The organism is Pseudomonas silensiensis (assembly GCF_050434865.1).
GTDB lineage: Bacteria > Pseudomonadota > Gammaproteobacteria > Pseudomonadales > Pseudomonadaceae > Aquipseudomonas > Aquipseudomonas fluorescens_W.
The window spans coordinates 69482-82006 of the sequence record NZ_JBNDJH010000017.1 but is presented as its reverse complement, the minus strand read 5'-3'; the positions used below and the strand labels follow the sequence as shown (position 1 = coordinate 82006).

Sequence of the window (12525 nt, the reverse complement as noted above, 5' to 3'; positions counted from 1 at the left end):
CAGTGTGTTAACCATCATGGAGAGACCTGCAATGCACAGCCCACTGCGCCCGGATCAACGGCGGTTTCCCCTGCACGTCCATATCAGCGTGATGTTCACTTTCCTGCTGTTGCTGACTGGCGTGGTGCTGGGCCTTTTCAACTACCAGCAAACCACGCAGATCATTCTTTCCAGCAGTGAAAAGCTCTTCAACCGCATCGAGCAGGACGTCCGTCTCGACCTGCACGCCACTTATGAACCGATTCGCCATCTGCTGTCCCTGCTGGCGGAATACCCGGCGACCCAGGCACCTGACCTGGAGCAACGCCTGGCGCTACTCAAACCCTTCGGCCAGTCGCTCAAGGACAATCCCGACCTGGCTTCGTTGTATCTGGGCTATGGCAACGGTGATTTCTTCATGGTTCGGCCCTTGCAAACCCCCGACCTGAAAACGCTCCTCAAGGCACCGGATACGGCGGCTTATCAGGTGTGGAGCATTGAGCGAACAGGCAACAGCGGTCAGGTCCGCTCCCAATCATTGTTTTTCGATCAGGATCTGGCCCTCATCAGCCGCCAGGACAACCCCGACGAAACCTATGATCCGCGCACCCGCGCCTGGTATGCCAACGCCCGCGGTGACAGCGATCAGATCACCACCGAACCCTACCTCTTTTTCTCCACCCACAATGTCGGCACTACCCTGGCCCGGCGCAGTGGCGAACAGGCTGTCATGGGTGCCGATCTGACCCTGGCGGAACTCTCCGCCACCCTGGCCAAACATGTCGTGACGCCCAGTACCGAAATCGTGCTGTTCGATGCCGAAGGGAATGCCATCGCGTATCCCGACAGCAGCAAACTGATCATCGACGATCAGACTGCCCGCCTGATCAAAGCCGCTGACCTCAGCCCCGGCCTCGGCGCATTGCTCAACAATCCCGTCGCAGGTAATCGCCTGGATGTCGCCGGTCGTCAATGGATCGTTGCCCGCAGCCGCATGCAGGAAGGCGGCCCCCAGGGACTGCAACTGGCGCTGCTGGTGCCGGAAGATGAGTTACTCGTCGATGCCTACCGTATGCGCTGGCAAGGCGCGCTGATTACCCTGGCCACGCTGTTGCTGTGCCTGCCGCTGGGCTGGTTGACCTCGCGAATTCTGGTCAAACCCCTGCACGCGCTGGTACGGGAGGCTGACGCGGTTCGCAGTTTCGACTTCAACTTTCCGGCCTCACGTCGCTCTCCCGTACTCGAAGTCGACCAACTGAGGGTGTCGATGACGCGCATGAAAGACACCCTGGCGAGTTTTTTCCAGATCACCGACAGCCTGAGCGCCGAGACCCGCTTCGCCCCCTTGCTCGAACGGGTGTTGTTTGAAACCGTGAAAATCGGCCAGGCCCAGGCCGGTCTGATCTACCTGCGCGAAAGTGATGGCGATCGCATGGAGCCCCATGGCCTGGTCGTCAACGGCACCTCACGGGCATTGCCGTCATTTGATCTTCGAGGACATGAACTCCAGGCTCCGCAAAGCCCTGCATGGCTACAACAGCTGTCGACTGCCGACAACGTCGTCACCACGCTTGGTTTTGAACAGGCCGGGGATTTGCAGAAGGTGTTGCTTGCGCTGGAGTGTCCCCGCGTTCATCTGATCGGTATTCGGCTGCACAACCGTCATAACGAAACCGTGGGCCTGCTGATCCTGCTGCTGGCCGACACCGGCAACCAGAGTGACCTGGAGAAACTTCGTCCGGACCGCATCGCGTTTCTCCAGGCCGTGTCCGGCGCGGCCGCCGTGAGTATTGAAAGTCAGCGTCTGCAAGCCAAACAAAAACAACTGCTGGATTCCTTCATTCAACTGCTGGCGGGTGCGATTGACGCCAAAAGCCCCTACACCGGCGGGCACTGCCAGCGAGTGCCGGCGCTGACCCTGATGCTTGCCCAAGCCGCCGCTGCCAGCCAGGACCCGGCCTTCAGTGGCTATCAACCCACCGACGATGAATGGGAAGCGCTGCACATCGCCGCCTGGCTGCACGACTGCGGCAAGGTCACCACTCCGGAATATGTGGTCGATAAAGCCACGAAGCTGGAAACGCTTAACGACCGTATCCACGAAATCCGCACCCGCTTCGAAGTGCTCAAGCGCGACGCCTGGGTCAGCTATTGGCAAGCCATGGCCCTGGGCGGTAACGAGCAACACCTGGCCGAACTGCGCAACGCCACGCTGGCGGGGCTGGACGATGATTTCGCGTTCGTTGCCCGCTGCAACCTGGGTGGCGAGGCGATGGCCGAGTCCGACCAGCAACGCCTGCGCAGCATCGCCCAACGCACCTGGACCCGAACCCTGGATGACCGGCTGGGTGTTTCCTGGGAGGAGAACCGGCGTCAGGCGCGGACCCCGGCACCGACACTGCCGGTCAGCGAACCATTGCTGGCGGACAAACCCGAACACCTGTTCGAACGACCCGAAGCCGAACTGATTCCGGAGGATAATCCGTGGGGGTTCAAGCTCGATGTGCCGCCCTACAAGTACAACCGGGGCGAGCTCTACAACCTGAGCGTTGCCCGAGGCACCCTGACCCGCGAGGAGCGTTACATCATCAATCACCACATGGTGCAGACGATTCTGATGCTCAGCCACCTGCCCTTCCCCGGCCACCTCGGCAACGTCGCGGAAATCGCCGGCGGCCACCACGAGAAAATGGACGGCACCGGGTATCCCAAGCAATTGAAGCGCGAAGAAATGAGCCTGCCGGCGCGGATGATGGCGATTGCCGATATTTTCGAAGCACTGACCGCCGCCGATCGCCCCTACAAGAAAGCCAAGTCCTTGAGCGAAGCGCTGGGCATCATGGCCACCATGTGCCGGGATGCCCACATCGATCCCGAGTTGTTCGGGCTGTTCATCAACGCGCAAATCTACGTGCAGTACGCCGATCGATTCCTCGATCCCCAACAGATCGATGCGGTTGATCCGACAAGCCTGCTGGTCAAGGCAGGCTTGAGGGCATGATCAGCAGTCGGTCAGGCGCAGGAAAATCGCCGCCAACTGCTCGATACCGGCCTGATCCTCAACGGTAAAACGCGCCAGTTTCGGGCTATCGAGGTCCAGCACGCCGATCAGGCGACCGTCCTTGACCAGTGGCACGACCAGCTCGCTGTTCGACGCGCTGTCGCAAGCAATGTGTCCGGGGAACGCGTGCACGTCCTCGACCAACTGGGTCTGCAAGGTGGCCGCCGCCGCTCCGCACACGCCCCGACCGAACGGAATCCGCACACAGGCGATCTGCCCTTGAAACGGGCCAAGGACCAGTTCTTCGTTGCGATTGAGGTAGAACCCGGCCCAGTTCAGGTCCTCGAGCTGGTTGTACAGGAACGCCGAGAATTGCGCGGCGTTGGCAATGAAATCCCGCTCGTCCGCCAGCAACGACTCCAATTGCGCCCACAGCATCCCGTAGCCTTCGAGGCCCTGGCCGCTCTTTTGTAAATCGATCATGCCTTGTGCTCCAACAGCTTCAGCCCGACCCAATAGCGGGCAAATTGATACGCGCAACGTCCATTGCGATTACCGCGGCCCGTGGCCCAGCGTACCGCGAGGATGTCCAGTGCTTCGTCTCGCTGCCACTCAAGGCCCGCCTTGTCGGCCAGTTGACCGATCCAGTGTTCGACGACGTTGAGGAAGTGTTCCTGGGTAAACGGATAGAACGACAGCCACAATCCGAAACGGTCCGACAGTGCAATTTTGTCCTCCACCGCTTCGCTGGGATGGAGTTCGCCGTCAACGCGTTTCCAGTTTTCGTTATCGCTTTCCTTTTCCGGGACCAGATGGCGACGGTTGGACGTGGCGTACAACAAAACGTTATCCGGGGCCTGTTCGAGAGAGCCGTCGAGCACGCTCTTGAGCACCCGGTAATCACCCTCGCCCGACTCGAACGACAGGTCATCGCAGAACAACACGAAACGCTGGGGCAGCTTGGCGATCTGTTCGACCACGCGCGGCAAGTCCGCCAGGTGATCGCGTTCGATCTCGATCAGCCGCAGACCGGCCTTGGCGTGTTCGGCCAGCAAGGCGCGAACCAGCGACGATTTACCGGTGCCGCGCGCGCCCCAGAGCAATGCGTGGTTGGCCGGCATGCCATCGATGAACTGTTGGGTATTTCGCCCCAATTGCTCCAGTTGCCGGTCGACACCGATCAGATCGGACAAGCGCATGTCGAGGCTGACTTCCAGCGGCAACAGAAACCCGCTGCGCCCCTCGCGTTGCCAGCGCGCGGCCAGGCAATGATTCCAGTCGATAGCTTGCCGAGGTGCAGGCAGCAGCGGTTCGATACGGGCCAAAACGGCATCGGCGCGTTCAAGAAAAGCATTTAATCGGGAATCCACGTCTTCTCCTCGGGCTCGTTCACAGTAATGATGGCGATACAGCGACGAAACACAGCGTTCGGTGTCCAGTTCATCCCTTTACACAAGGGCTCGCGAGAACATCGGTATCCATGCATGATCGACTATGCTTGAGCAGCGAAGGGAAACGGAAGTGGTTCAACACCCCATGGATATCAAGTTCACCAACCGGCTGTCCTACAAGCAAGCCAGGCTTACTGTGCTGGTCGGTTTCATTCTGGGCACGCTGCTCAGTCTGCTGCAAATAGGCATCGATTATGCCAGTGAAGACGCCTCCATCAACCGAGAAATCCTGTCTTTGCTGGAAATCAGCCACAACCCCGCGTCCCGCATTGCCTACAACATCGACGCCGAACTTGCTCAGGAACTGACCCTGGGCCTGTTGCGCTCGCCGGCGATCATCGGCGCGCAGTTGACCGACAACAACGGTACCGTGCTCGCCAGCGTCAAACGCCCGGGCGTGCAAAACGGTTATCGGGTGATCAGCGACTTCCTGTTCAGCGCCAACCGGCAGTTCGAAGACCGTCTCTACCTGGATCACTTGCCGACCGAATCCCTCGGCACCCTTAGCCTGGACGTCGACACCTATTCATTCGGCAACCGGTTCCTGCGTCGGGCCGAGGTGACCCTGCTCAATGGCTTCGCTCGCAGCCTGCTGCTGACCGGCATCCTGCTGGCGCTGTTCTATGTGATGCTGACCAAGCCATTTGTGCGGGTCATCCGTGAACTCAGCGGCCGCGACCCGCGAAGCGTGGAGCCGACGTCACTGGAATGTCCGACGGGCCATGAAAAAGATGAAATCGGTGTACTGGTCAAGGTTGCCAATCAACAATTCGAAAACATCGCCACCGAAATCCAGCAGCGACGCAACGCCGAAAACCGCCTGACCGACTACCTCGGGCAACTGGAGAACATCGTTTCGGCCCGCACGGCGGAACTCAAGGCGATCAACTCGCGGCTCAGCCAATCCAATCAGGAGCTGGAAGTCGCCCGCCGCACCGCTTTGGACATGGCCGAAGCGCGCTCGGTGTTCCTGGCCAACATGAGCCACGAGATCCGCACCCCGCTCAACGGCCTGCTGGGGATGATCGCGCTTTCCCTGGACGGCCCGCTCAATGCCGAACAACAGCAACAGCTGTCCATCGCCCATGACTCGGGCAAAGTGCTGGTGGAACTGCTCAACGATATTCTCGATCTGTCGAAGTTCGATGCTGGCCAACTTGAGCTCGAACATATTCCGTTCGACCTTGGCTCGCTGATCGAGGACACCGCCAACCTGCTATCGCAAAACGCCGCGCCGAGTGTCGAGCTGAGCTGCCTGATCGACCCGCACTTTCCGGCCCTGGTGCTCGGGGATCCGACCCGGGTCCGACAGATCGTCAGCAACTTGCTGTCCAACGCCCTCAAGTTCACCCGTTTCGGTCGTGTCGATGTGCGCCTGTCGACGTTCGGGGACGGCGTCAGAATCGAAGTCTGCGACACCGGCATCGGTATCGCCCAGGACGCCCAGGTCAAGATCTTCCAGCCATTCACGCAAGCGGGTGCCGGCATTACCCGGCAATTCGGCGGGACCGGCTTGGGCCTGGCACTGACTTACAACCTCTGCGAAGCCATGCAAGGGCGTCTTACCATCAGCTCGGAAGCAGGCTTCGGCAGCGTGTTCTGTGCGGATCTGCCGCTGCCCAGCCACACCCGCGCTCTTCCCCCGGCCTCATTACAGGGCAAGGTTATCGCAATCACCAGCGCCAGCAGCGGTCTGGCAGAACTGCTGAACGGCGTGTTGCCCGGCTGGGGGCTCGACTATGAGCAGCGCTCCATCGATGACTCGTTGCTGGGTCTGAACCCGGATGTACTGATTACCGATTGCCCCGAATGCCTGTTTGGCCTGCGCCCTTCGTGTAAAGCGCCCATTCTGCTGGTCACCGCTTACGGCAGTTTCATGCCCAGCGAACAAGCCCTCGCCCTCGCCCCCTTGCAGCAACAGGCGCGGCCTCTGGCACGCAACGCGCTGTACCAGACGCTGCGGCGAGTCCTGCAGCCGGAACTCAACACGATCAACGGTGCCCGACTCGACACCCTCTGCCCACAACGACGCGGACGCGTGCTGCTGGTGGAGGACAATCCGGTCAACCAACTGGTGGCCAAGGGGATGCTCGGAAAACTCGGTTGCGAGGTGATTGTCGCCGGTCACGGTGGCGAGGCGCTGGATCAGTTGGAGCAGAGCGAATTCGATCTGGTGCTGATGGACTGCAACATGCCGGTGATGGACGGCTACGAGGCCAGTCGGCAAATCCGTCGCAGCGGACGCTGGCCACAGCTGCCCATCGTCGCCCTGACCGCCAACGCCATGTCCGAAGAGCGTGAACGCTGTCGTGCGGCCGGCATGAGCGATTACCTGGCAAAACCCTTCCGCCGGGAAGAGTTGGCGGCCCTGCTGGACTTGTGGGTCCCTACTACGACAGTGCTTTGATTTGCCCCAAAAGGTGATCAAGCCCCTCGCGCAGATCATTCAGGCGATCCAGATCCACACCGCTGTCGCATAACAGGCGGGCCTTGAGCGGCCCGACCTGATCGCGCAAGGCCTTGCCGGTTGGCGACAGGCTCAAGTGCACTTCACGCTCGTCCCGCGCCGAACGCTGACGCTGAACCAGTTGCAGTTGCTCAAGACGCTTGAGCAACGGCGTCAGCGTGCCGGAATCCAGCGCCAGGCGTTCGCCCAACGCCTTGACCGTCGGCTGCTCGGGGGCAGCCTCCTGCCATTCCCACAACACCAGCATCGCCAGGTATTGCGGGTAGGTCAGGCCGAGCTGATCAAGCATCGGCTTGTAGGCGCGGATCACCGCCCGGGAAGCGGCGTACAGCTTGAAGCACAGTTGACTGTCAAGCTTCAGGGAATCGACTGACAAGGTGTTCATTTGAGCAGGGCTTCGATCTCGCGGGTCAGGTCCTGCGGCTTGGTCGCGGGGGCGAAGCGCTTGACCAGCTGGCCATCCTTGCCGATCAGAAACTTGGTGAAGTTCCACTTGATGCCCTGGGAACCCAGCACACCCGGTGCGCGTTTTTTCAGTTGAACGAACAGCGGGTGGGCGCCAGCGCCATTGACTTCAATCTTTTTGAACAGCGGAAAACTGACGCCGAAGTTCAACTCGCAGAACTCGGAAATCGCCCCTTCGTTGCCCGGCTCTTGCTTGCCGAACTGGTTACACGGAAAACCCAGCACCACCAGGCCTTGATCCTTGTAGGTCTGCCATAACTCTTCAAGGCCTTTGTACTGCGGGGTGAAGCCACATTTGCTCGCGGTATTGACCACCAACACGGCTTTGCCGGCGAAATCCGCCAGGGTCTTTTGCTCACCCTTGATGGTGGTGCAAGGGATGCTCAGCAGGTTGTCGCTCATGGTTCGGACTCTGAATGAGGGGAGATGAGACAAACATAGCGAGCAATTGAATTGTGTGCAATTTAATAAATCGATTGCCGATTAATAGTAAGCGCTGCCGAAGGCAGCGCCTACAGGGCTCGCATTACGAGCGCGGCACCAGGTCCAGGCACACTGAGTTGATGCAATAACGCAGGCCGGTCGGTGGCGGGCCGTCCGGGAACACGTGCCCCAGGTGCGCATCGCATTTGGCGCAGACCACTTCGGTACGGATCATGCCGTGGCTGACGTCACGGATCTCGACCATGGCGCTGTCACCGATCGGTGCATAGAAGCTTGGCCAGCCGCAGCCGGAGTCGAATTTGGTCTTGGAGTCGAACAGCGGCTCGTTGCAGCAGATGCAGTGGTAAACGCCATCGACCTTGCTGTCGTTATATTTGCCGGAGAACGGCCGTTCGGTGCCTTTGAGGCGGCAAACGTTGTACTGCTCCGGGTCGAGCATCGCTCGCCATTCTTCCAGGGTTTTTTCCAACTTTTCCATCATCACACCTCAGCAGCTGAAAAAGCCCGATCTGTACCTTTTCCACGGATCGGGCGGCACGTATGATTGCGCCTCGTCAAACGCCAGTCTGGCAGCCAGACCACGCGCATTCAAACGGATTTATGAGTGCCGCCACTCGAGGCGTCAGGCCTGTGTGAATACGCAGGATTCCCAGCACGGTCGTTCATACGCCGCCTGGATCGTTCATTTTCGGGAACACATCGCCATGCAGGTCAGCAAATCGAACAAGCTCGCCAACGTCTGCTACGACATTCGCGGCCCAGTGCTCAAGCACGCCAAACGCCTGGAAGAGGAAGGCCATCGCATCCTCAAGCTGAACATCGGCAACCCGGCGCCTTTTGGTTTCGAAGCGCCGGATGAAATCCTCCAGGACGTCATCCGCAACCTGCCGACCGCTCAAGGCTACAGCGATTCCAAAGGCCTGTTCAGCGCCCGCAAGGCCGTGATGCAGTACTACCAGCAAAAGCAGGTAGAAGGCGTCGGCATTGAAGACATCTATCTGGGCAACGGCGTTTCCGAGCTGATCGTGATGTCGCTGCAGGCCCTGCTCAACAACGGCGACGAAGTGCTGGTGCCGGCCCCGGACTACCCGCTGTGGACCGCCGCGGTGAGCCTGTCGGGCGGTAACCCGGTGCATTACCTGTGCGACGAGCAGGCCAACTGGTGGCCGGATCTGGCCGACATCAAGGCCAAGATCACCCCGAACACCAAAGCACTGGTGATCATCAACCCGAACAACCCGACTGGCGCGGTGTACTCCAAAGAAGTCCTGCTGGGCATGCTGGAACTGGCCCGTCAGCACAACCTGGTGGTTTTTTCCGACGAGATCTACGACAAGATTCTGTACGACGATGCCGTGCACATTTGCACGGCCTCCCTGGCGCCAGATCTGCTGTGCCTGACGTTCAACGGTCTGTCCAAGTCTTATCGCGTGGCGGGTTTCCGCTCCGGCTGGATCGCCATTTCCGGCCCGAAACACCACGCGCAGAGCTACATCGAAGGCATCGACATGCTGGCCAACATGCGTCTGTGTGCCAACGTGCCGAGCCAGCATGCGATCCAGACCGCCCTCGGCGGCTATCAGAGCATCAATGATCTGGTATTGCCCAACGGACGACTGTTGGAACAGCGCAATCGCACCTGGGAACTGCTCAACGACATTCCCGGCGTGAGCTGCGTCAAGCCAATGGGCGCGCTGTATGCGTTCCCACGGATCGACCCGAAAGTCTGCCCGATCCATAACGACGAGAAATTCGTGCTCGACCTGCTGCTGTCGGAGAAGCTGTTGGTGGTGCAAGGTACCGCCTTCAACTGGCCATGGCCGGACCATTTCCGTGTGGTGACCCTGCCGCGCGTGGACGAACTGGACATGGCCATCGGACGTATCGGCAACTTCCTCAAGTCCTATCGCCAGTAACCTGCCTGTCACCGTGCGACGCTTGCGCACGTCGCACGGTGATTGATTCAGCAACATTTCTTTGTACCCTGCCGAACATCGCTTCTTAAATCGCTGACTGATGATTCGTTGCGCGCTCTCGTCTAACAACGGCGGGGCTTACGACGCTAATTGGCTGACAAACGCTTCCCGCATCGACGTCGGAAATGCCCTTCAAACAGCTAGACTGTTGCCGTAGGACACAGTTTGAAATAGTCACCCGGTTGAATAGCCCGGGTCAGCACCTTATATACCCCGCAGTACGCTACATCTTTAGCATGAGGAGATTTCTACAACCATGATGCGCATCCTGCTGTTTTTGGCCACTAACCTGGCGGTCGTGCTGATTGCCAGCATCACCCTGAGCCTTTTCGGCTTCAACGGGTTCATGGCGGCCAACGGGGTTGATCTCAACCTCAATCAGCTGCTGATTTTCTGTGCGGTCTTTGGTTTCGCCGGTTCGCTGTTCTCGCTATTCATCTCCAAGTGGATGGCGAAGATGAGCACCAGCACCCAAATCATCAGCCAGCCGCGCACACGTCACGAGCAATGGCTGCTGCAAACCGTCGAGCAATTGTCCCGGGAAGCCGGGATCAAGATGCCCGAAGTCGGTATTTTCCCGGCCTACGAGGCGAACGCCTTTGCCACCGGCTGGAACAAGAACGACGCGTTGGTCGCGGTCAGCCAAGGGCTGCTCGAGCGTTTCTCGCCAGATGAAGTGAAGGCCGTTCTGGCCCACGAAATCGGCCACGTAGCCAATGGCGACATGGTCACCCTGGCATTGGTCCAGGGCGTGGTGAACACCTTCGTGATGTTCTTCGCACGGATCATCGGCAATTTTGTCGACAAGGTGATCTTCAAGAACGAAGAAGGCCAGGGCATTGCCTACTACGTGGCAACCATCTTCGCCGAACTGGTCCTGGGCATTCTGGCCAGCGCCATCGTCATGTGGTTCTCGCGTAAACGCGAATTCCGTGCAGACGAAGCCGGTGCACGCCTGGCCGGTACCGCCGCAATGATCGGCGCCCTGCAACGCCTGCGAGCGGAACAGGGGCTGCCGGTGCACATGCCGGACACCCTGACGGCTTTCGGCATCAACGGTGGCATCAAACAGGGGTTTGCCCGCATGTTCATGAGCCACCCACCGCTGGAAGAGCGTATCGACGCGTTGCGTCGTCGGGGCTGATGGCTCTGCGCTGATACAAAAAGGGGCGATCATCTGATCGCCCCTTTTTTTGCCTTGCTGTTCCATCAACTCATCAAGCGATAAACCCGCTCTTCAAGCCGCGTAACACCGCTTTCCGCGAACTTCCAGCTCTCGCCCAGAACGTCCTGGTCCTCCAGAATCTTCAACTCCCACGAAGCACCGAACAACCGTTGCACTTCGTCATCCAGCACTGCAAAGGGCGGCCCCTCCCTTTGTGCCTGGTCGTAATCCAGGGTAATCAGCAGCCCCAGCGAATCCTTCGGCAAAATCCGCTTCAGGTGCTCGGCGTATTGCTCCCGCATCTTCGGCGGCAAGGCGATCAACGCGGCGCGGTCGTACAGCGCACTGCAATCGGCGACATCGCCGGCCGTCAACGCGAAGAAATCACCACACCAGATCTCGATCGAGCCCGCCCGATAGACCGTGAAGGGGCCTTGATCGCTGACGTCCGGATCAAATTGATGCTCGTGGAAAAAGTCTTCCACCGCTTTTTCCGACAACTCGATGCCCAGCACCTCGTGACCGCATTTTGCCAGCCACAGCAGATCCAGGGTTTTCCCACATAGCGGCACCAGTACGCGCGCGCCCTCTTCCAGGCCCAGCTGCGGCCAGTACCGTTGCAGATATGGATTCACTTCCGGCAGGTGAAAGCCGATCTGATTCGACGTCCACCGCTTGTGCCAAAACTCCGGCTGCATAATTAATCCCGAAAATTCGATCAAAAGACTCTAAAACTTATATTAGATTTAGATCAATGATCTGACTGAAGATGATGCCATCTTACCCCTCAGGAGCTCATTCATGTTCCCCAGCCTGTACATATCCCATGGCTCGCCCATGTTGGCACTGGAACCAGGCGCCAGCGGGCCTGCTCTCGCTCGCCTGGCCACAGAATTACCGAAACCCAAAGCCATCGTAATTGTTTCTGCGCATTGGGAAAGCAATGAATTACTTGTCAGCGGCAATGCCCAGCCTGAAACCTGGCATGACTTCGGCGGGTTTCCGCAGGCGTTATTCGACGTGCAATACCCGGCGCCCGGCAATCCACAATTGGCCGCAGAGGTTGTCGAACTGCTGAACGCTGACGGCCTGCCCGCACGCATCGATGCCAAGCGGCCGTTCGACCACGGGGTTTGGGTGCCGCTGTCATTGATGTACCCACAAGCCGATATCCCCGTGGTGCAAGTCTCGCTACCCACACGCGGCGGCCCGGCCCTGCAGACCCGCGTCGGCCATGCGCTGGCCAGCCTGCGCGAACACGGCGTGCTGCTGATCGGTTCCGGCAGCATCACCCACAACCTGCGCGAACTGGACTGGCACGCCAGCACAGAGAGCGTCGAACCCTGGGCTCAGGCATTTCGTGACTGGATGATCGAAAAACTCGCTGCCAACGACGAAACCGCGTTGCACGACTACCGTCAGCAAGCACCGAATGCGGTGCGCAACCATCCGAGCGATGAACATTTGCTGCCTTTGTATTTTGCCCGTGGCGCCGGAGGAAACTTCAGCGTGACCCACAAGGGATTCACCATGGGGGCCTTGGGCATGGACATTTACCGCTTCGGATAACGTAAAAA

At 59.4% G+C, this 12525-nt stretch carries 11 protein-coding genes; 5 read left to right on the top strand and 6 right to left on the bottom strand.

All coding sequences use genetic code 11. The annotated features are described in order from the left end of the window. Positions 1-31: 31 nt before the first annotated feature. A complete protein-coding gene (locus QF010_RS22775; RefSeq protein WP_429533986.1) occupies positions 32-2980 on the top strand; it encodes an HD domain-containing phosphohydrolase in 2949 nt (982 codons plus the stop codon). Here the strand turns inward: QF010_RS22775 and QF010_RS22770 are convergent, their stop codons facing one another. Both QF010_RS22770 and QF010_RS22765 read right to left on the bottom strand, forming a co-directional pair. Further along, entirely contained in the window at positions 2981-3463 is a 483-nt protein-coding gene (locus QF010_RS22770) for a GAF domain-containing protein (RefSeq protein ID WP_429533985.1), read from the bottom strand. It lies immediately after the preceding gene. Further along, entirely contained in the window at positions 3460-4350 is an 891-nt protein-coding gene (locus QF010_RS22765) for an ATP-binding protein (protein ID WP_033059124.1), read from the bottom strand. The genes QF010_RS22770 and QF010_RS22765 overlap by 4 nt, the downstream gene beginning before the upstream one ends. Before the next feature lie 166 nt (positions 4351-4516). On the opposite strand from QF010_RS22765, the gene QF010_RS22760 reads away from it, so the two are divergent. Beyond that, positions 4517-6838 (top strand): hybrid sensor histidine kinase/response regulator, encoded by a 2322-nt coding sequence (locus QF010_RS22760; RefSeq protein WP_033059123.1) that lies wholly within the window; start codon positions 4517-4519, stop codon positions 6836-6838. On the opposite strand, the gene QF010_RS22755 is transcribed toward QF010_RS22760, so the two are convergent. From QF010_RS22755 to msrB, 3 genes are all read right to left on the bottom strand, one after another. Then, positions 6822-7283 (bottom strand): MarR family winged helix-turn-helix transcriptional regulator, encoded by a 462-nt coding sequence (locus QF010_RS22755; RefSeq protein ID WP_008030355.1) that lies wholly within the window; start codon positions 7281-7283, stop codon positions 6822-6824. The genes QF010_RS22760 and QF010_RS22755 overlap by 17 nt on opposite strands. After that, positions 7280-7765: a glutathione peroxidase gene (locus QF010_RS22750; protein ID WP_008002671.1), complete on the bottom strand. Its 486-nt coding sequence runs from the start codon at positions 7763-7765 to the stop codon at positions 7280-7282. The genes QF010_RS22755 and QF010_RS22750 overlap by 4 nt, the downstream gene beginning before the upstream one ends. A 124-nt stretch (positions 7766-7889) precedes the next feature. Next, positions 7890-8285 (bottom strand): peptide-methionine (R)-S-oxide reductase MsrB, encoded by a 396-nt coding sequence (msrB, locus tag QF010_RS22745; RefSeq protein ID WP_033059242.1) that lies wholly within the window; start codon positions 8283-8285, stop codon positions 7890-7892. A 226-nt stretch (positions 8286-8511) separates the two neighbouring features. On the opposite strand from msrB, the gene QF010_RS22740 reads away from it, so the two are divergent. Continuing rightward, positions 8512-9723, top strand: coding sequence for a pyridoxal phosphate-dependent aminotransferase (locus tag QF010_RS22740; protein ID WP_008145866.1), 1212 nt, complete (start codon positions 8512-8514; stop codon positions 9721-9723). 316 nt (positions 9724-10039) lie between these two features. Further along, the gene (htpX, locus tag QF010_RS22735) at positions 10040-10927 is read left to right on the top strand and encodes a protease HtpX (protein ID WP_008145865.1); all 888 of its coding nucleotides are present in this window, start codon (positions 10040-10042) and stop codon (positions 10925-10927) included. A gap of 65 nt (positions 10928-10992) precedes the next feature. Here htpX and QF010_RS22730 read toward each other — a convergent pair whose 3' ends face one another. Then, positions 10993-11646, bottom strand: coding sequence for a thiopurine S-methyltransferase (locus QF010_RS22730; RefSeq protein ID WP_033059121.1), 654 nt, complete (start codon positions 11644-11646; stop codon positions 10993-10995). 103 nt (positions 11647-11749) lie between these two features. On the opposite strand from QF010_RS22730, the gene QF010_RS22725 reads away from it, so the two are divergent. Then, positions 11750-12517 carry a DODA-type extradiol aromatic ring-opening family dioxygenase gene (locus QF010_RS22725; RefSeq protein ID WP_429510781.1) on the top strand — a complete coding sequence of 256 codons (768 nt, stop codon included), beginning with the start codon at positions 11750-11752 and terminating at the stop codon, positions 12515-12517. Positions 12518-12525: the final 8 nt, after the last annotated feature.

Coding starts and splice junctions, on each gene's coding strand:
- QF010_RS22775 (WP_429533986.1), top strand. CDS start 32: ATGCACAGCCCACTGCGCCCGGATCAACGGCGGTTTCCCCTGCACGTC.
- QF010_RS22770 (WP_429533985.1), bottom strand. CDS start 3,463: ATGATCGATTTACAAAAGAGCGGCCAGGGCCTCGAAGGCTACGGGATG.
- QF010_RS22760 (WP_033059123.1), top strand. CDS start 4,517: ATGGATATCAAGTTCACCAACCGGCTGTCCTACAAGCAAGCCAGGCTT.
- QF010_RS22755 (WP_008030355.1), bottom strand. CDS start 7,283: ATGAACACCTTGTCAGTCGATTCCCTGAAGCTTGACAGTCAACTGTGC.
- QF010_RS22750 (WP_008002671.1), bottom strand. CDS start 7,765: ATGAGCGACAACCTGCTGAGCATCCCTTGCACCACCATCAAGGGTGAG.
- msrB (WP_033059242.1), bottom strand. CDS start 8,285: ATGGAAAAGTTGGAAAAAACCCTGGAAGAATGGCGAGCGATGCTCGAC.
- QF010_RS22740 (WP_008145866.1), top strand. CDS start 8,512: ATGCAGGTCAGCAAATCGAACAAGCTCGCCAACGTCTGCTACGACATT.
- htpX (WP_008145865.1), top strand. CDS start 10,040: ATGATGCGCATCCTGCTGTTTTTGGCCACTAACCTGGCGGTCGTGCTG.
- QF010_RS22730 (WP_033059121.1), bottom strand. CDS start 11,646: ATGCAGCCGGAGTTTTGGCACAAGCGGTGGACGTCGAATCAGATCGGC.
- QF010_RS22725 (WP_429510781.1), top strand. CDS start 11,750: ATGTTCCCCAGCCTGTACATATCCCATGGCTCGCCCATGTTGGCACTG.